Below are 19,412 nucleotides of genomic sequence, written 5' to 3' on the forward strand. Positions count from 1 at the left end.
AAAGAACGGGGGTCAGTCGGCCGCGGCCGGGCGATAGCCCTCGACGCAGACCCAGCCTTCGCGCTCGCGGGGCTCGTTCATGTGGAGTCCCTGATCGCGATAGGCCTCGAGAATCTCGTCGGCCTGGTGTGACAGAATGCCCGACAGCGCCAGACGACCGCCCGGGGCGACATGGCCGGCGATGGTGCCGGCCAGCTCGACCAGCGGCCCGGCCAGAATATTGGCCACCACCACGTCAAAGCGCGACTTCGGCGCCTGTTCGGGCAGGTAGAGATCGAAATCCTGTTCCCTGACCTCGTTGCGCTCGGCGTTGTCGCGGCTGGCCAGCAGCGCCTGCGGGTCGATATCGGTGCCGACAGCACGGGTCGCGCCGAGCTTGAGGGCCGCGATGGCCAGAATGCCCGAGCCACAGCCGATATCGATCACCTGCCTTTGATCAAGCTCGCCCGCCACGGCCAGCTCATCGAGCCACTGCAGACACAGCGCCGTGGTCGGATGGGTGCCGGTGCCGAAGGCGAGGCCCGGATCGAGCATCAGATTGACGGCATCGATTGCCGGCGGATCGAACCAGCTGGGCACGATCCACAGACGCTGACCCATTTGCATGGGCTCGAAGCCGTCCATCCATTCACGGCTCCAGTCGCGATCCTCCAGAACCTCGTATTCAATCTCGGGGCAGGGCTCATCGCCGACAGCGCTCGCCCAGTGCTCGCGTACCCGCGCGATCATGTCACTGACGCCTTCGAGATTGTCATAAAGACCGGTCAGAACGGTCTGATGCCACAGCGGTGTGGTGCCGCGTTCGGGCTCGAAGACCGGGTCGTCGACGGCGTCTTCAAGCGTAATGGCCTGCGCGCCCTCGTTGGTCAGAAGCTCTTCGAGCAGCTCGGCGTGTTCCGGCGCAATATGCGCCCTGAGTTGAAGCCAGGCCATGAGGCCTCCTGCAAACCGGGTGAAAGACAGGTGCGACTGCCATAAAAGCGTCAGGGGGCGATGCGATCGCCCCCTGAGGGTCCTGTACCATGGCCGCTATCCGGCGGATCTCATTGCAGGCCCAGTTTCTTTTCCAGATAGTGGATGTTGACCCCGCCGCGCTGGAACTCGCTGTCGCGGACCAGATCCTTTTGCAGATCGATATTGGTCTTGATGCCTTCGACCAGCAGCTCATCCAGCGCATTCTGCATGCGCGTCAGCGCACTCTCCCGGTGCTCGCCCCAGGTGATCAGCTTGCCGATCAGGGAGTCATAGTTGGGCGGTACCGTATAGCCGGTGTACAGATGCGAATCCATGCGCACGCCCAGCCCGCCGGGGGCGTGATAGAAGCTGATCTTGCCCGGCGAGGGCACGAACGTGCGCGAATCCTCGGCATTGATGCGGCACTCGAAGGCGTGGCCATTGATCACCACATCTTCCTGCCGAATCGACATGGGGATGCCGGAGGCGATCTTGAGCTGCTCCTTGACGATGTCGACACCGGTGACCATCTCGGTGACCGGATGTTCGACCTGAACACGGGTGTTCATCTCGATGAAGAAGAACTCGCCGTTTTCATACAGGAACTCGAAGGTACCCGCGCCGCGATAGCCGATCTCGATACAGGCATCGACGCAGGCCTTGAGAACGTGGGCGCGCGCCTCTTCGTCGATATCGGGCGCCGGCGCTTCCTCGAGGACCTTCTGGTGGCGACGCTGCAGCGAGCAGTCACGGTCATGAAGATGGATGGCGTTGCCCTGACCGTCGGCCAGTACCTGCACCTCGACGTGGCGAGGACGCTCCAGGTACTTTTCCATGTAGACGACATCGCTGCCGAAGGCGGCGTTGGCTTCCGATTTGGTCACTGCCACGGCCGAGACCAGCTGGGATTCTTCGCGCACCACGCGCATGCCGCGACCACCGCCGCCGGCGGCGGCCTTGATCATGACCGGGAAGCCGATGCGCCGACCGATTTCAAGAATGTCGGCTTCGTTATCGGGCAGCGGTCCGTCCGAGCCCGGTACCGTGGGGACGCCGGCCCTTTTCATCGACTCGATGGCCGAGACCTTGTCGCCCATGGTGCGGATGACGTCCGCTGTGGGGCCGACAAAGACAAAGCCCGAGCGTTCGACCTGTTCGGCGAAATTGGCGTTTTCGGAGAGAAAACCATAGCCCGGATGGATGGCAGTGGCGTCCGTGACCTCGGCGGCTGAAATCAGGGCCGGGATGTTGAGATAGGACGCCGGAGAGGGCGCAGGGCCGATGCATACCGCTTCATCGGCAAGGCGGACATGAATCAGGTCGCGGTCGGCCTTCGAATGAACGGCGACCGTTTTGATACCCAGTTCCTTGCAGGCGCGCAGTATGCGTAGTGCGATTTCGCCGCGATTGGCGATCAATACCTTTTCCAGCATGCTGAAATCCTGTCAGGCAATGACGATCATGGGCTGGTCGAATTCAACCGGCTCACCATCTTCAACAAGAATGGCATCGATGACGCCGTCCTTGTCCGCTTCGATCTGGTTCATCATCTTCATGGCTTCAACGATGCAGATGGTGTCCCCCTTTCTGACGGTCTGGCCGACCTCGACGAAGGACTTGGCACCGGGCGCCGGAGCGCGGTAGAAGGTGCCGACCATGGGAGAGAGCACCTGGTGGCCGCTGGGCGCCGCCGGGGCGGTGTCCTCGGCAGCGGGGGCCGGTGCTGCACCGCCGGTTCCCTGCTGCGGCTGTGCCTGGGTCTGCGGATAGTAGCCCATCGGTGCCTGGGGCATCATCGCCTGGCCCTGCTGGCCGGGCAGATTGCGGCTGATGCGGACGGACTCCTCGCCTTCCTGAATCTCGATTTCGCTGATGTTGGATTCTTCCAGCAGCTCGATGAGCTTCTTGACCTTGCGAATGTCCATGACAATACCTGTTGATCGACCGTGCGTCGTTTGGCACCGGGCACGGGAAAATAAACTCTGTTATCGGGCAGCCAGCGCGCCGTCAAACACCTCATGGTTAACCTGACGGTCAACCGGCAAGATGGCGACATGATCTCAGACGATCACGCCGCCGCAAATGTGTCGGGGAGTTTGCCGAAAAAAGCGAACGGTGTCCAGAAAGTCGCCGAAGCGGACACGCGAAATCCGCTCAGGTCGTGTTCGTGAGCTGCTTGATCAGATCGCGCATCCGACTTCGGTCGATTTCACCCTGGGTGCGCAGCGAGGTCAGCTCGCGGCCGTGGTCGAAAAAGAGCAGGGCCGGGGGGCCGAACAGGTTGTAACGCTTGAGCAGCGCCCGTGCTTCAGGGTCGTTGTCCGTGACATCCAGACGAACCAGGGAAAACGCCTGTAGTCGGGTGCGTATGTCGGGGTCGCTCAGGACATCGCGCTCAAAACGCCGGCAGCTGATGCACCAGTCGGCGTACACCTCCACCATGACGGGGCGGTTGGCGGTATCAACAAGGCGATCCAGCGCCTGCCGGGTGGTCACCGTGGTCATGTCGAGCGATACGCCGGCCTGTTCGGCTGATGCGACGTTATCGCCTGCCAGCGGCGCCCACGGATCGTCATGGCCCATGGCCGCACCGATCAGGCACAGGACGCCCCAGAGCACAACGATCAGAGCGAGCGCCCGGTGCAGCCGTGACCAGAGCGTCTGCCCGGCGTGGGAGAGCGCGCCCATGCCCATGCCGGTCAGTACGGCAAGTCCGCCCCACAGGGCCAGTGACAGCGTGTCGGGCAAAAGGCGTTCCAGCAGCCACAGGGCGACACCGGCCAGCGCCACGGCAAAGAGCTGACGAATGCCCTCCATCCAGGCCCCGCTGCGCGGTAGCCAGCCGGCGCCGAGCGTGGCCACCAGAATCAGGGGAATTCCCATGCCCACGCCCAGCGCCAGCAGGGCGAGCATGCCGGTCACGGGATCGGACCCCGCCGACAGATAGACCAGGACCCCGGCCAGCGGCGCGGAAATACAGGGAGAGACAATCAGGGTCGACAGGGCGCCGGCCAGGGCCGCTCCCGGCAGCCCCGCCCGGCGCAGCCGGTCCTGCCAGGCACTGATGCGCTGCTGAAAACGGGCCCCCGGAGAAAACTGCCAGACATCCAGCAGCCACAGGGCAAACACCAGAAACAGGGTGGCAAAGGGGATCAGCACCCAGGGCGACTGCAGTCGCGCCTGCAGGTTGAGACCGGCGCCAAACAGCCCCATCAGGGTACCCAGCGCGGCATAGGTCAGCGCCATGCCGGCCACGTAGGCGCACGACAGCGCCAGCGCGCGGCGTTTGCCCGCGTTCTGGCCGACCACCAGGGTGGTCACGATGGGCAGCATGGGCAGTACGCAGGGGGTAAAGGCAAGCCCCAGTCCGGCCAGCAGAAAGAGGCCCATCATGACCAGCGGGCTGGACTGTCCGGGCAGGGTGGCCGTCGTCGCCTCGGCATTGCGCGGTTGATCCGTACCCTGAGCCTTATCGTCCTGTGCTCCGGTGGCAGGGGCGGGGTCCCCCGGCTCCCGGGCGCCGACAAAGCGCTCGGGCGTGGCGCCGGCGGTGGCCCGGAGATGGCGTGTTTCGGGGGAGTAGCAAAGCCCCGCCTCGGCACAGCCCTGAAAATCGATGCGAAGCGGGACCGGGGTATCGTCGGGCAACGGGTCTTCCAGCGTTGCCGTGATGATCAGCGGGTGATGAAATACCTCCACATCGCCCAGAAACTCGTCATGGATGGCCTTGCCGCGCGGAATTGCCGGCTCGCCAAGGCGAATGGTGTCGCTGTCGCTCTGGACATTGAAGCGGTGCCGGTAGAGATAATATTCATCGGCACTGGCAAATCCCACCTTGATCGTATTGCCTTCACGCCATGCCCTGTAGGTAAATGCCTGATCGACAGGCAGGAAATCGCCGCTGTCGGAGGTATCTGCAGCGGAGGTCTGCCACGGGAGATCGGCTGTGCTGTCGTTTTCGACGCGGCTGGCGCCCTCGACGGCTGGCGCATCATCATCGGCACTGGAAAAGATGTTGCCGGCAGGCGCTGTGGTTGAAAGCATCGCGCCCAGCAGCGTGACGACCAGAAAAAACAGGGCGCGCGACATCATGAACTCCGCAGCGCTGGCATTCTACAATGCCGAGAGTGAAGGACGGGGTGGTTGAATAAAACATGTCGCGGCGCTGCTGCGCCGCGACATGCTGATAGGAAGACACTTTTGCAGCGAAAGGGTTCGCCGATCAGTGCTTCGGGACCACTGGATCAGCCATCGCGATCAGTGGTTGTCCTTCTGGAAGGCATCGACGGACTTCTCGATGGCCTTGACGGCGGCCGCCTTGTCGCCCCAGGTATCGATCTTGACCCACTTGCCCTTTTCAAGATCCTTGTAGTTTTCGAAAAAGTGCGCGATCTGCTGACGCAGCAGCTCGGGAAGATCGGTCACTTCCTCGACGTCGTCATAGGCCGCGGACAGCTTGTGATGGGGGACGCAGATCAGCTTGGCGTCCTCACCGGCCTCGTCGGTCATGTGCAGAATGCCCACGGGGCGGGCACGGATGACGCTGCCGGGCTGTACCGGGTAGGGCGTGACCACCAGCGCGTCCAGCGGGTCGCCGTCATCGGCCAGCGTATTGGGGATGAACCCGTAGTTGGCCGGGTAGAACATCGGTGTCGGCATGAAGCGATCGACCAGCAGCGCGTCGAGATCCTTGTCGATTTCATACTTGATCGGCGTATGGTTGGCCGGAATTTCAATCGCCACGAACAGATCGTGGGGAACATCCTTGCCGGCGGGGATCCTGTCGAAACTCATCGATCGAGTCCTTGCGTTTGCGGGTTGAAAATTCGAGAGTGAAAATCGTGGAAAATTATACGAACCAGGCAGCACGATTACCAATCCGCTCGATCGGCAGCTCCCGATCCGCACAATACGATAAATCCGTTGTCTCGTAAAAAGGATGTCAGTGACGTGCAAAATGGCCTGTCATTAAGTTTTGGACATGCGTTCGTGGCGCCCGATCATCGCCGGCATCGCTCCTCGATGTCGGTCCAGATTCCTGATAATCCCCGCCAGCTCGATAACAAGGGCGCCTGTGCGATCATCGCGGACTCGACCTGGCGCAACGCCATTGCCCGTCAGGCCGGTGACATTTCGGTGCGCGGCTTTCTCAGCGATTACTATTCGACGCCCGATCACTGGGACATCAAGACCTCGGCAACCCGGGTGCTGCGTGCGCTCAATGGCTGGTGCTACAGCCAGAGCCGTTACGTCCAGGGCGGCAGCTATATCAGCTCCCTGTCGGCCGTTATCTTCCGGGGGCGGGAGAGTTTTCTGTTTCACATGGGCGATACGCTGGTCTTTCGCCTGCGCGGTGCCGAATTCGAACAGCTCTCGCGCGATCACGTCACGGATCTGGGCGGCTATCGCTACCCCTCCCGCGCGCTGGGAATGGACAACAACATCGACATCGATCACATGAGCCTGCCGCTCAAACAGGGCGATGTCTTTTTGTTTACCTCCCAGGCGGTGCGCGGCACGCTCACCCCCACCGACTATGTGCACGCCATCCGCCAGAAGGACAATGATCTCGACGCTGCCTGCGAGCGCCTGGCCGGCATGGCGCGGGAGCGCGCTGGTGCCCGCGGTTACGGCGCTGAAACCTTCTGTTTTCAGCTGGTGCGCGTCGAGTCACTGCCCGAGGAGGACGCGGGCCCGCCCGTGCAGCTCCCCGGCCAGCTGCCGATTCCGGCCGAGCTCGAGGCGGGCGATCGCATCGACGGGTTTCTCATTGAATCGATCATCTCGAGAACGGCACGGGCCCATGTCTACGCCGTCAGGGACGAGGCCTCACTGCGACGGATGGTCATGAAGGTGCCCAGTCCCGAGCTGTCGTCCAGAAACCCCTATCTGGAGCATTTTCTGCTGCAGCAGTGGATCGGCGAGCGGGTCCGCTCTCCCTTTGTGGTGCGTATCGTGGCCCCGCCGCGTCCCCGGCGATATCTCTATTATCTGATGCGTCCCATCGAGGGGCAGTCGCTGGATCGCTGGCTGGAGCAGCATCCGGAGGCGGGCATCGAACAGCGTCTCGATATTGCACGCCAGCTGGCCCGCGCCGTTCATGCGCTGCACCGGCGTGACATTCTTCATCAGGCCATCCGGCCCGATAACATCATGATTGATGCGCATGAGCAGGTCGTTTTGATCGATTTCGGCGCCTGTGCCCGTCGGCTTGATGACGACAACAATGCCGCGCTGGCGCTGGCCCGTGATGGCGGGCTCGGCATGCACAGTGCGCCGGAGTACGCCCTGGGGCTGGGCGTCAGTCGGCGCAGCGATCAGTACTCGCTTGCCTCGACCATCTACTGGCTGCTGACCGGCGCCATGCCCTATGACCTCGCGCCGAACACGCTCGACAGTGAGCAGGCCCTGTCAGGACTTGCCTATCGTCGCGCCCGCGATGTCAATCCACGGATTCCCGCGCGTCTCGACGGGGCGCTGGAGCGTGCCCTGTCGCCGCGCCGGGCGCTGCGGTTCAGGCGCCTGTCCGAGCTGATCCAGGTGCTGCGTCAGGCCTCGACCCATATCGATGAAGGGGACAGTGACGACGTCTCGCCGCTGCCGGACAGACCACGGAATGCATCGCCCCGTCAGGGGACGCTGCGCCTGTGGCAGGGCATTGCGGCAGCACTGCTGGTACTGCTGGTGATCGTCATGCTGTTCAAGTAATGCATCCCGCCCGACCGCATACAAGGGACCCCGGCCACTGTGGGTGGCCGGGGTCCTGTCTTGACGTCGGCATCAGGGCCGTGCTGTCAGGCGCTGTCCGTTAGAGATGGTACTCGGGCAGCTTTTTGGCGATACGCTCCAGGCGCAGGCTGGCCACCTTCGGCAGGCCGTTTTCAAAGGGCGGGAAGTCTTCGCCCTGAATCAGCGGGCGCAGGTAGCGGCGGCCGGCGTCGTTGATGCCGAAGCCATCTTCACGGATATATTCCGCCGGCATGAACTTTTCCTGATTGGCGACTCGCTCCAGCGGGGCGTCCACGATCGACCAGCGGTAGGGCTCTTCGCTGTCACGCTGGATGGCCGGCATGACGGCGTTCTTGCCCTCGAGGGCGCATTCGACGGCGCGCTGGCCCACGGCGTAGGCCTGCTCGACATCGACGGCCGAGGCCAGATGGCGTGCCGCGCGCTGCAGGTAATCGGCCACGGCCCAGTGGTACTTGTAGCCCAGGTCCTGTTTGACCATGCCGGCCAGCGTCGGGGCGACACCGCCGAGCTGGCGATGGCCAAAGGCGTCGGTGTTGCCGGCATCGGCCAGGAAGGTGCCATCTTCATAGCGGGCGCCCTCCGAGACGACCACCACGCAGTAGCCGTGCTTTTTGACCGCGGCGTCGATGTGGTTCATGACACGCTGGCGGTCAAAGGGCACCTCGGGCAGCAGGATCATGTGCGGCGGGCCGTCATTGGTTTCGCTGGCCAGCGCGCCGGCCGCTGCGATCCAGCCGGCATGACGGCCCATGGCTTCCAGGATGAATACCTTTGTGGAGGTCGAGCACATCGAGGCGATGTCCAGCGCCGCTTCACGGGTGGAGGTGGCGATGTACTTGGCCACCGAGCCAAAGCCGGGCGAGTTGTCGGTAATCGGCAGGTCGTTGTCGACGGTCTTGGCGACATGGATCGCCTGCAGCGGGTAACCCATGTGCTCGGAGAGACGGGAAATCTTCAGGCAGGTATCGGCGCTGTCGCCGCCACCGTTGTAGAAGAAGTAGCGAATGTCGTGCGCCCTGAAGACTTCGATGAGGCGCTCGTACTGACTGCGGTGGGTCTCGATATCCTTGAGCTTGTAGCGACAGGAACCGAAGGCGCCGCCGGGAGTATGCCTCAGTGCTGCGATGGCCTCGTCACTTTCCAGGCTGGTATCGATCAGCTCTTCGGTCAATGCACCGATAATGCCATTGCGTCCGGCATAGAGCGTACCAATGCGGTCGCTGTGCTTGCGGCATGTTTCGATGACGCCGCAGGCACTGGCATTGATAACGGCCGTCACACCACCTGACTGCGCGTAAAAGGCGTTATTGGAGGTCATGAGCTTCCTGCTTCTTATGGATGAAGGTCGACCAGCGCCGTAGTGGCTGACCGCACTATCTCTCGGCAACGTGGCGCGCCTCTTGATGGGCAGCGCTGCTGTTGGGCGATCAGCCGGTCGATGGCCGGCATCGGGCATGGCCCGTGGGGCGATCATAGCGACTACCTGCAGGCCTGATCCAGTCAGGGATGCAGGATCAGCAGGTGAACCGGAGCCTGACGTTGATTCACGGCCCATGCTAGGCTGATCCGGCTTTTGACGGAGAGCCCTATTTTTCATGCATATTCACATTCTCGGCATCTGTGGCACGTTCATGGGCAGCCTGGCGCTGCTGGCACGCGAGCTTGGTCATCGGGTCACCGGCTCGGACAAGGGGGTCTATCCCCCCATGAGTACACAGCTTGCGGCCAGCGGCATCGAGATCGGCGACGGCTTTGATGCGGCCAATCTGATCCCCCGACCCGACCTGGTCATCATCGGCAACGCGCTGTCGCGCGGCAACGTCGAGGTCGAGGCCGTGCTCGATCAGCGCATTCCCTATACCTCGGGCCCCCAGTGGCTTTCAGACAACGTGCTGCAAAAGCGCCGGGTGCTGGCGGTGGCCGGCACCCATGGCAAGACCACCACGGCCAGTATGCTGGCGTGGATTCTCGAGCAGGCCGGGCTGTCGCCGGGCTTTCTGATCGGCGGTATCCCGCGCAATCTGGGCATTTCGGCACGGGCGGGGGCGCCCGGCGATGTCTTCGTGATCGAGGCCGACGAATACGACACGGCCTTTTTCGACAAGCGTTCGAAGTTCGTGCACTACCTGCCGGACGTGGCCGTGCTCAACAATCTGGAATTCGATCACGCCGACATTTTCAGTGACCTGGCGGCCATCGAGCGGCAGTTCCATCATCTGGTAAGGCTGGTACCCGGCAATGGTCAGCTGGTGGTGGCGGATAACGAGGAAGCGCTCTCTCGCGTGCTGGAGATGGGCACCTGGTCGCCGGTGGCGCGCTTCGGGCGCACGGGCCGGGCCCAGTGGCAGCTCGCGGATGGTGCCGATGACCGGCATTTTGTTGTCCGCGCGCCGCAGGGGGCGGTGACGGTCGAGTGGGGCATGAGCGGTGAGCACAACCGGCGCAATGCCCTGGCGGCGATGGCGGCGGCCAGCGCCGTTGGCGTAACGCCCGAGCAGTCCGCTGCGGCGCTGGCCACGTTTGCCTCGCCGCGCCGCCGGCAGGAGGTGCGCGGGCGTGTCAACGACATTGAGGTCATTGACGACTTCGCCCATCACCCGACGGCCATCGCCATGACGCTCGAGGGCCTGCGCGCCGCGCCCGCCAGCGGGCGGCTGATTGCCGTGATCGAGCCGCGCTCCAACACCATGAAGCTGGGCACCATGAAGGCCCGCCTGCCGGCAAGCGTGGCCAGCGCCGATCAGGTCTACTGGTACCAGCCGGCTTCTCTGGGCTGGTCGGTGGCCGAGGTTGCTGCGGCATGCCCGGTGCCGGCCCGGGCCATGACTACGACCGAGCAGTTGATCGAGACGCTGGTGGACCAGGCGCGTCCGGGGGATCGAATCGTTATCATGAGCAATGGCGGCTTTGACAACGTGCATGAGCGTTTATTGAACGCCCTTGAGCAGCGCCATGGCCACGCAGTGGAAAGCGGCGCCTGACCGGTCAGCCGGTGCCGGGACCATCGGCATGGTGCGATGGCCCCGGCACTGTCAGGACTGCAACAAGGCAGCGACAGGATGGCTAGAAGGCGGGCAGCCATACAATGCGCGCACTCACCAGCAGTATCGATGCCAGCGTCAGAAGGACCAGCTGCAAGGGCGTGGCGGCATTGGTCAGGGGGCGCCGGGCAAAAAGATGGTAGCTGATGCGGGTGGCTCCGCAGATGATCAGTCCCAGCAACGCGCCCCCGATCAGATCGCTGAGCCAGTGGACGCCAAAGGTCAGCCGTGACAGGGCCATGATGCTGGCGGCCACAATGGCAACCCAGTAGGGCCAGCGTCGGGCCCGGCTTGAAAGCCCTTCGGCGATGAAGGCCGCACTCAATCCCCAGAACACCACCGCTGTCGAGGCATGGGCGCTCGGATAGGAAAATGACCCGGTCAGATGCTCCGGCGTATCCGGCCGCGCGCGCCCGATCCACTGCTTGAGCGCCGTATTGCTGAAGGCCAGCAGCGTCAGGGCGCCGCCCCAGTGAATCACCGCGGCCAGCCGCTTTCTCAGCAGCAGCCAGACCAGCCAGGGCGTGAGCATGGCGATCACGCCCAGGGCGTCGCCGATGCGATCCAGTAGCGTCGAGGCGCGCAGCAGGGGCAGATTGTCGGGGCGGGAAAAGAAGCTCTGAGCCGCAATATCCAGCGACAGCGGCTGATGCAGTCCGGCCACCAGCCATGTCCAGCCGATAAAGGCGACGATGCCCGTCAGCAGCAGCACCATGGACGCCAGCGGTATCTCGCCACCGGCACGCCGCTGGCGAAGGCTCAGCCACAGCCGGCGCGTGATGGTGTGACAACGCGCCCGGATCAGAAGGGCGCGATAAAGGCGGCTGTCGCGATCCAGCTGTCGCCGCAGCGACGATAGCGCAAAGCCAAGGACAATGAGCATGAAAAACAGGGCGGAAAGCCACAGTTCTGCCCCCGGTGGCAGATGGACCATGCGCTGCCAGCTGCGCCCCAGATAGTAGCCGGGCAGCAGGTAGGCCGGTGCCCAGAGCAGCGCCGAGATCACGTTGACGATCAAAAAGCGCGCCGGCGGCATGTACATCATGCCGGCCACCATGGGAATGATGGGGCGTACCGGGCCGACAAAGCGTCCGAACGCCACCGACAGGGCGCCATGGCGGGTAAAGAAGCGCTCGCCCTTGTCGACCCAGTGGGGATGGCGATTGAACGGCCACCAGCCGCGCAGGCGATCACGCTGGGTGCGTCCGAGCCAGTAGCTGACGCCATCGCCGATCACGGCACCGATAAAGGCACTGAACATCAGCGCCATGATGGATACATTGTCATGGCCGGCCAGTGATGCCGCCGCCGTGAGCATGACCACACCGGGCATGATCAAACCGACCAGCGCCAGCGATTCGAGCAGGGCGACAGCGCCGACAATGAGGATCAGAATCATCGGGTCGTGTGCCCACTGATCGATCAGGGCAACAGGGTTCATCAGACAGGACTCCACACAATGACTGGCCGCGCCGGGCGCGGTTTTTACTGCTGCCGACAACTGGCTTATAGTGGCGATACATAAGTATCGGACGGGTAAACGTAAAATCGCCGGCCAGTATAGTCAGCCGCTGTGCTCTCCGATAGCGTCAGGAGTCGACGACAGACAAGCGCGGCCGCGCATTTGGGAAAAGGAGAACAGCGCAGATGATGTCTGAGATGCAGCAAGAGGGTAGCGATATTGCCACGCGCATGACGCGGCTGGGCCAGCAGGCGCGCCGGGCGTCCCGGACGCTGCGCAGCAGTACCACACAGCAGCGCAACGGCGCACTCATTGCCATGGCCGCCGAGCTGTCGCAGCAGCGCGATGTGCTGCTGGAGGCCAACGCGCGCGATGTCGCCCGCGGCGAACAGGAGGGGCTGTCGGAGGCGCTGATGGATCGGCTGCGGCTGACGCCGGCGCGCATCGACGCCATGATTGCCGGGCTTGAAACCGTGGCGTCCCTGCCGGATCCGATCGGCGGGGTCGATGATCTTCGCACCCAGGCCAACGGCCTGCGCATCGGGCGCATGCGCACGCCGCTGGGCGTGATCGGCATCATCTATGAATCGCGCCCCAACGTGACGGTGGACGCCGCCGCGCTGTGTCTCAAGGCCGGTAACGCCGCCATCCTGCGCGGCGGCTCGGAAGCCTTCGAGTCCAACTGTGCCATCGCGCGCTGTATCGCCTCGGGGCTTGAGCAGGCCGGGCTGCCGGGGCATGCCGTGCAGCTGATCGAAACGACCGATCGTGAGGCCGTGGGCGCGCTGATCACGGCTCGCGAGTATGTGGACGTGATCATTCCCCGGGGCGGAAAGTCGCTGATCCAGCGTGTCTCGGAGCAGTCGAGCATTCCGGTCATCAAGCATCTGGAAGGGCTCTGCCATATCTTCGTGGACCGCCACGCCTCGCTGGAGATGGCTTTTGATATTGCCTTCAATGCCAAGTGCTTTCGCTATGGCATCTGCGGTGCCATGGAGACGCTGCTGGTGGATCGGACCGTGGCCGAGACCTTTTTGCCCGGCATGATTGAGCGGTTCCAGAGCGAGGGGGTCACGGTGCGCGGCTGCGATCGGGTGCAGGCGCTGGCCGACGTCGAGCCGGCCACCGAGGAGGACTGGCTGACCGAGTATCTGGGCCCATACCTGTCCATTCGTGTGGTCGACGACATGGACGCCGCCATCGATCACATCAATCACTACGGCTCTCACCACACCGATGCCATTGTCAGTGACCATTTCGGACATACTCAGCGGTTTCTGGCAGAGGTGGATTCCAGCTCGGTCATGATCAATGCACCGACCTGCTTTGCCGATGGCGCGCAGTACGGGCTGGGCGCCGAGATCGGTATTTCCACCGACAAGCTGCATGTCCGGGGGCCGGTAGGGCTCGAGGGACTGACCACGCGTAAATATATCGTGCTGGGCGATGGTCATGTCAGAACATAAGCCACGTGTCGCCATGTTTGGCGGCACCTTCAATCCGGTACATATCGCGCATCTGCGCGCGGCGGTGGAGCTGCGCGATGCGCTTGCGCTGGATGCCGTGCATATGGTGCCGGCCCATCTGCCGCCACATCGCAGCGCGCCAGGGGTGAGTTCCGAGGATCGTCTGAGCATGCTGAAGCTGGCGCTGGCGGACACGCCGGGGCTGATGGCCGACGACCGCGAAATCCGTCGGGACGGGCCGTCATGGTCGCTGGACACGCTCGCCTCCCTGCGCGAACAGTACGGCGCATCGGCACGCCTTGTCATGGTGCTGGGGCGTGATGCCTTTTTGAAACTGCACGAATGGCACGAGCCCGAAGCGCTTTTCGGTTACGCCCATATTGTCGTGATCGGGCGTCCGGAAAGTGATGAAGCGCACTGTCAGGCGCTCGAGGAACTGATCAAAAATCGCCGTGTGGCGAGCGTTGATGCTCTCATGGACACGCCCTGCGGCAGGGTGCTTGATTATGATCGCACCACGGCAATGGCGATCTCTGCGACCGGCATTCGCCGGACGCTGGCGGCCGGTCGCAGCGTGCGGTATCTGATGCCGCCGGACGTTGAAGCCTTCATCGATCGCCACGGCCTTTACAGTGAGCCTCCGGCGTAGCATCGGTGACGCGCCAAAAGCTGCAAATGTCTATGGTGCATGCGCTCGACAGCGGTACAATGCGCTTTAAACCCTTTATCTCCGAGGAGCTATGCAGACAGAACTTTCCTCTCTGGTGGTTGACGCCCTGGAAGAGCTCAAGGGGCGTGATATCGCCGAGCTCGATGTCTCCGCCATGACCAGCGTGACCGATGTCATGGTGGTGGTCAGCGGTACGTCCAACCGACACGTGAAAGCCCTGGCGGATAACGTGCTGGAGCGCGCCAAAAACGAGGGCGTTCGTCCTCTGGGTGTGGAAGGCGAGGCCGGCAGCGACTGGGTGCTGGTGGATCTGGGAGATGTGGTGGTGCATGTCATGATGCCCGATGCCCGCAAGCTCTATGATCTGGAAAGACTCTGGAGTGAACTGCCCAGTGACCTGAAGCGTCACGAGGCTGTCGGTGAGCACCACTCTTGAAACTGAAAATGCTTGCCGTCGGCACGCGCATGCCGGGCTGGGTCACGCAGGGCGTTGAAGAGTATCGCAAGCGGCTGCCGCGCGAGATGTCGCTTGACGTGGTCGAGCTGTCCCCCGGACCGCGCCAGAAAAGCGCCGATCCGGCAAAAGCGATACGCGTTGAGGGCGATCGTCTGCTGTCGAAAATCCGGGACAATGAACTCGTGGTGGCGCTCGATGTCGAAGGCAGGCCATGGTCGACACCGGCGCTGTCAGAGCGCATGCGCGACTGGCAGATGTCGGGCAGCGATGTGTCACTGCTGGTCGGCGGCCCTGACGGGCTGGATCAACGCTGCCTGTCCCGGGCCGATCTTCGCTGGTCGCTGTCGCCCCTGACGCTGCCTCATCCGCTGGTCCGTGTGTTGCTGGCCGAACAGCTCTATCGCGGCTGGACGCTGATGACCGGGCATCCCTACCATCGCTAGCGGGGTCCGGGCGCGTATCGTTTAACGTGCCCCGGGTGGCTTATCCGCTCACTGTTTTTGGGCAATATCGTCAATGCGCCCACGTCGCGCCACGCTGAAGGATTCCGAACAACAGGCCCGCATCTTCCGCCATCGCAGCATTCTGGCGGCGTTTTTCGTGCTTATCATGTTCTCCGGCCTGATCGGGCGCATGGTGTGGCTACAGGTTGTTCAACACGATGTCTTTATCACGCGCTCGGATAAAAACCGCATGCGCGTCGAGCCGTTACCGCCCAACCGCGGTCTGATCTTTGACCGCAACCATCAGGTGCTGGCCGAAAATCGCCCGACCTACAACCTCACGCTGGTGCGCGAACAGGCCGGCGATGTCAGCCAGACCATCGATCGTTTGATCAATATTCTCGATCTGCCCGAGGATCAGCACGATGTGCTGATACAGCGCTCCCGGGAGCGGCTGCGCTCCTATGAGCCGGCACTGTTGCTCAGCGACCTTGATGAAGAGCAGATCGCCAGAATCGCGATCAATCGCTATCGCCTGCCCGGCGTGGAGGTCGAGGCCCAGCTGATTCGCTATTACCCCGACGGCGAGTGGATGTCGCACGTGCTGGGGTATGTCGGGCGTATCAGTCAGGAGGATCAGCAGCGCATCGATACCAGCAACTACGCCGGCACCCACTTTATCGGCAAGACCGGTATCGAGCGATTCTATGAAGATGAGCTGCATGGCCGGGCGGGGGTACGGCGGGTGGAAACCAACGCCCGGGGCAGGGCGCTGCGCGAGATCGATCGCACGCCGCCGCAGCCCGGCAAGAACCTGACGCTGACGCTGGATTCGGGGCTTCAAAAGCTTGGCCATGAGCTTTTGAAGGGCAAGCGCGGCGCGGTCGTGGCCATCGAGCCGGCGACCGGGGCCATTCTGGCCATGGTATCCGAGCCCGGTTTTGACAATAACCAGTTCGTGACCGGTATCGATACGAAATCCTACGCTGCCCTGCGCGACGATGTCGACATGCCGCTCTATAACCGCGCTGCCCGCGGGCAGTACCCGCCGGCCTCCACGGTCAAGCCCTACATGGCCTCCGCCGGTCTGGAGTACGGGCTGATCCAGCCTTCCGATACGGTGTACGACCCGGGCTATTATCAGCTGCCCAACGATTCCCGACGCTATCGCAACTGGCTGCGCTGGGGGCATGGCCGGGTCGACATGAAACGAGCCATTACGGTCTCCAACGACACCTATTTCTTCAGCCTTGCCCACCGCATGGGCATCGACCGACTCTCGGAGTTCATGCACAAGTATGGCTTCGGTGAGGATCACAGCCTTGATGTCTGGGGTGCCGGCGATGGCCTGATGCCCAGTCGTGACTGGAAGCGGGGCCGCTACAACCAGGCATGGTATCCGGGTGAAACGCTGTCGGTGGGCATCGGGCAGGGTTACTGGCTGGCGACTCCCCTGCAGATGGCGACGGCCGTGGCCGTGCTGGCCAACGATGGCGAATGGGTGCGTCCGCATCTTGCCATGCAGGTGGGGGACGAGAAGATCGCGCCACCTTTCGAGAATACGCCTGACGATGTGGAACTGGATAACCCGCGCTGGTGGGATCTGATTCACGATGCCATGGAAAACGTCATGACCGGCAGCGAAGGGTCGGGGCGTGCTTCGGGGCGCAATCTTCAATACCGCATGGCGGGCAAGTCGGGGACGGCGCAGGTCTTTACGCTGGGCCAAAAGGAGAAGTATAACGCCGCCGAACTCGAAGAGCGTTTGCACGATCATGCCCTGTTTACCGCTTATGCGCCGGTGGATGACCCGAAAATTGCCGTGGCCGTGATCGTGGAAAACGGCGGCGGGGGCAGCCGTGTCGCTGCGCCGATCGCCCGCGAAATGCTGGATGCCTGGCTTCTGCCGGGCATGAAATCCGGGGATGAGGCGCAGCATCATGCCCGGCAAAACGAACATGCCGCCGATCGGATGGCGACGGGGGACTGACAATGATGATCGACTACTGGCAGCGGGTGTATCGCCGCAGCCGTCGACAGTATCAGCGTCTTGGCTGGCGCACGCTGCATCTTGATCCGTGGCTGTTGCTGGCCCTTTTGACCATTGTCGGCGGCGGGCTGATCGTGCTCTATAGTGCCGGCGGCGAGTCCACCTATCTGGTAGAGGCCCAGGCGCTGCGCTTCGTGGCCGCCTTCGTGGTCATGCTGCTGATTGCCCAGATATCGCCGCGTACCATGCAGCGCTTTGCGTGGTTCTTTTATGTCGTCGTTACCCTGATGCTGGTCGCCGTGGATATCATCGGCACGCATGCCATGGGGGCGCAGCGCTGGCTGACCATTCCGGGCGTCATCCGCTTTCAGCCTTCCGAGCTGATGAAGCTCGCCATGCCGATGATGATCGCGGCCTATCTGTCGCGGCGGGTCCTGCCGCCCGGCTGGCTCGATCTGCTGGTCTGTTTGGCCCTGATGGGCGTACCGGTCGGGTTGATTGCCAATCAGCCCGATCTGGGAACATCCATGCTGGTGACGGCCTCGGCCGTATTCGTGATCCTGCTGGCCGGACTCTCCTGGCGCTTCGTGGCGGTCTGTGCAGGCCTTGGCATCGCGGCCATGCCGCTTTTGTGGTTCAACATGCACCAGTACCAGCGTCAGCGGGTGCTGACCTTTCTGAATCCGGAAAGCGACCCGCTGGGGACCGGCTGGAATATCATACAGTCCAAGACCGCTATCGGGTCGGGCGGTATTCACGGCAAGGGCTGGATGCAGGGCACCCAGTCGCAGCTGGAGTTTTTGCCCGAGCGTCATACCGACTTCATCGTGGCCGTTCTCGGCGAGGAGTTCGGACTGATCGGCATGGCCATGCTGATGAGCTGCTATCTGCTGCTGATATGGCGCGGGCTTTACATGGCCAATCAGGCGAATGACACCTTCGGCAGATTGCTGGGCGGCAGTCTGATCCTGACCTTTTTTGTCTATGTGTTTGTCAACGTGGGCATGGTCAGCGGCGTGTTGCCCATAGTGGGTGTGCCGCTGCCCCTGATCAGCTACGGAGGCACGGCCAGCGTGACCCTGATGGCCGGCTTCGGTATGCTGATGGCCGTTTTTACCCACCACAAGACCACGCCACGCTAGAGAGAGTCGGGATGAAGCCGGATCGATGTCATTCAGGTAGGAAATGGCGCTGGGCCATGGCAATGCTGCTGGCGGTATCGCCGCTGGTGAACGCGGCAGGGGAGTATGACCCGGCCAACAACGATCAGGCACGCGACATGGTCGATCGTCTTGCCGAAGACGGGCTGGATCGCCAGGCGCTGACCTCGACCCTGCAGCAGGCCAGTCGCCAGCAGGGCATCATCGACGCGATTTCAAAGCCTGCCGAGCGCCATCTGCGCTGGGATCAGTATCGCGATATCTTTATCAAGCCCGAGCGCGTGGCCGGTGGGGTGGATTTCATTCGTGCCCATCGCGATGCCATGGCCCGCGCCGAGCAGGAATACGGCGTGCCGCGCGAGATCATCGCCGCCATCATCGGCGTGGAAACCTGGTACGGGCGCCATACCGGCAGCCATCGCGTTCTCGATGCCCTGACCACGCTGGCTTTCGACTATCCGCCTCGCAGCGACTTCTTCGGCCGCGAGCTGGCAGCCTTTCTGACCCTGACCAGCGAACAGGGGCTGGACGCGCAGGCGCTCAAGGGCTCCTATGCCGGCGCCATGGGGCTGCCTCAGTTCATGCCCAGCAGCTATCAGGCCTACGCGGTCGACTTCAACCATGATGGCGTCAAGGATCTCTGGGAGGAGCCCGTTGATGCCATCGGCAGCGTGGCCAACTACTTTGCCGAGCATGACTGGCGTCCGGGGCGGCCGTTGACAGTGGCCGCACACCTCGAGGCTGACAAGGCGCCCGATGACATCGATTTCAATCAGGCCAAACCGCCCTATATGACGGTGGGGGCGCTCAGGGATCACGGCATCGTTGCGGATATCGACATTGCCGACAACGAGTCAGTGATTCCGCTGGCGCTCGATTACGCCGAGGGTCATGACGACTACCTGTTCGGCCTGCACAATTTCTATGTGATTACGCGCTATAACCACAGCCATCTCTACGCCATGGCCGTGACCACACTGGCCGAGCAGATTCAGGCGGCACTCCAGCGGGAGAGTTGA

The 19,412-nt window shown here is 62.9% G+C and carries 16 protein-coding genes; 9 read left to right on the forward strand and 7 right to left on the reverse strand.

All coding sequences use genetic code 11. From position 1 onward, the window contains the following. Window positions 1-12: 12 nt before the first annotated feature. The 5 genes from prmA to ppa all read right to left on the reverse strand — a co-directional run bounded on the left by prmA (window position 13) and on the right by ppa (window position 5,748). The gene (gene prmA, locus M1D97_RS07240; RefSeq protein ID WP_456270057.1) at window positions 13-933 is read right to left on the reverse strand and encodes a 50S ribosomal protein L11 methyltransferase; all 921 of its coding nucleotides are present in this window, start codon (window positions 931-933) and stop codon (window positions 13-15) included. Between the two features lie 110 nt (window positions 934-1,043). After that, window positions 1,044-2,387 carry an acetyl-CoA carboxylase biotin carboxylase subunit gene (accC, locus tag M1D97_RS07245; RefSeq protein ID WP_456270058.1) on the reverse strand — a complete coding sequence of 448 codons (1,344 nt, stop codon included), beginning with the start codon at window positions 2,385-2,387 and terminating at the stop codon, window positions 1,044-1,046. 12 nt (window positions 2,388-2,399) lie between these two features. Next, window positions 2,400-2,879, reverse strand: coding sequence for an acetyl-CoA carboxylase biotin carboxyl carrier protein (accB, locus tag M1D97_RS07250; RefSeq protein WP_456270059.1), 480 nt, complete (start codon window positions 2,877-2,879; stop codon window positions 2,400-2,402). A 229-nt stretch (window positions 2,880-3,108) separates the two neighbouring features. Further along, entirely contained in the window at window positions 3,109-5,043 is a 1,935-nt protein-coding gene (gene dsbD / locus M1D97_RS07255) for a protein-disulfide reductase DsbD (protein WP_456270060.1), read from the reverse strand. A 168-nt stretch (window positions 5,044-5,211) separates the two neighbouring features. Further along, the gene (gene ppa, locus M1D97_RS07260; RefSeq protein WP_456270061.1) at window positions 5,212-5,748 is read right to left on the reverse strand and encodes an inorganic diphosphatase; all 537 of its coding nucleotides are present in this window, start codon (window positions 5,746-5,748) and stop codon (window positions 5,212-5,214) included. Window positions 5,749-5,976: 228 nt separating this feature from the next. Here ppa and M1D97_RS07265 point away from each other — a divergent pair, with 228 nt between their 5' ends. Beyond that, window positions 5,977-7,662, forward strand: coding sequence for a protein kinase domain-containing protein (locus tag M1D97_RS07265; RefSeq protein WP_456270188.1), 1,686 nt, complete (start codon window positions 5,977-5,979; stop codon window positions 7,660-7,662). Window positions 7,663-7,762: 100 nt separating this feature from the next. Here the strand turns inward: M1D97_RS07265 and M1D97_RS07270 are convergent, their stop codons facing one another. Next, on the reverse strand, window positions 7,763-9,022 hold the full coding sequence (locus M1D97_RS07270) for a 6-phosphofructokinase (RefSeq protein WP_456270062.1): 1,260 nt from the start codon (window positions 9,020-9,022) through the stop codon (window positions 7,763-7,765). Between the two features lie 277 nt (window positions 9,023-9,299). Here M1D97_RS07270 and mpl point away from each other — a divergent pair, with 277 nt between their 5' ends. Further along, window positions 9,300-10,685 (forward strand): UDP-N-acetylmuramate:L-alanyl-gamma-D-glutamyl-meso-diaminopimelate ligase, encoded by a 1,386-nt coding sequence (gene mpl / locus M1D97_RS07275; protein ID WP_456270063.1) that lies wholly within the window; start codon window positions 9,300-9,302, stop codon window positions 10,683-10,685. An 82-nt stretch (window positions 10,686-10,767) separates the two neighbouring features. Here mpl and M1D97_RS07280 read toward each other — a convergent pair whose 3' ends face one another. Further along, window positions 10,768-12,186: a bifunctional DedA family/phosphatase PAP2 family protein gene (locus tag M1D97_RS07280; protein WP_456270064.1), complete on the reverse strand. Its 1,419-nt coding sequence runs from the start codon at window positions 12,184-12,186 to the stop codon at window positions 10,768-10,770. 206 nt (window positions 12,187-12,392) lie between these two features. Between M1D97_RS07280 and M1D97_RS07285 the strand changes: the two genes are divergently transcribed. The 7 genes from M1D97_RS07285 to mltB all read left to right on the forward strand — a co-directional run bounded on the left by M1D97_RS07285 (window position 12,393) and on the right by mltB (window position 19,412). Beyond that, window positions 12,393-13,673 (forward strand): glutamate-5-semialdehyde dehydrogenase, encoded by a 1,281-nt coding sequence (locus M1D97_RS07285; RefSeq protein ID WP_456270065.1) that lies wholly within the window; start codon window positions 12,393-12,395, stop codon window positions 13,671-13,673. After that, window positions 13,660-14,322: a nicotinate-nucleotide adenylyltransferase gene (gene nadD / locus M1D97_RS07290; RefSeq protein WP_456270066.1), complete on the forward strand. Its 663-nt coding sequence runs from the start codon at window positions 13,660-13,662 to the stop codon at window positions 14,320-14,322. Before M1D97_RS07285 ends, nadD begins: the two co-directional genes overlap by 14 nt. Before the next feature lie 91 nt (window positions 14,323-14,413). After that, the gene (gene rsfS, locus M1D97_RS07295; RefSeq protein WP_456270067.1) at window positions 14,414-14,779 is read left to right on the forward strand and encodes a ribosome silencing factor; all 366 of its coding nucleotides are present in this window, start codon (window positions 14,414-14,416) and stop codon (window positions 14,777-14,779) included. Further along, the gene (gene rlmH, locus M1D97_RS07300; protein ID WP_456270068.1) at window positions 14,776-15,243 is read left to right on the forward strand and encodes a 23S rRNA (pseudouridine(1915)-N(3))-methyltransferase RlmH; all 468 of its coding nucleotides are present in this window, start codon (window positions 14,776-14,778) and stop codon (window positions 15,241-15,243) included. Before rsfS ends, rlmH begins: the two co-directional genes overlap by 4 nt. Window positions 15,244-15,316: 73 nt before the next feature. Further along, entirely contained in the window at window positions 15,317-17,233 is a 1,917-nt protein-coding gene (gene mrdA, locus M1D97_RS07305; RefSeq protein ID WP_456270069.1) for a penicillin-binding protein 2, read from the forward strand. 5 nt (window positions 17,234-17,238) lie between these two features. Continuing rightward, entirely contained in the window at window positions 17,239-18,375 is a 1,137-nt protein-coding gene (gene rodA, locus M1D97_RS07310; RefSeq protein ID WP_456270189.1) for a rod shape-determining protein RodA, read from the forward strand. Window positions 18,376-18,431: 56 nt separating this feature from the next. Further along, a complete protein-coding gene (gene mltB / locus M1D97_RS07315; protein ID WP_456270070.1) occupies window positions 18,432-19,412 on the forward strand; it encodes a lytic murein transglycosylase B in 981 nt (326 codons plus the stop codon).

Source organism: Kushneria sp. AK178, assembly GCF_053903105.1.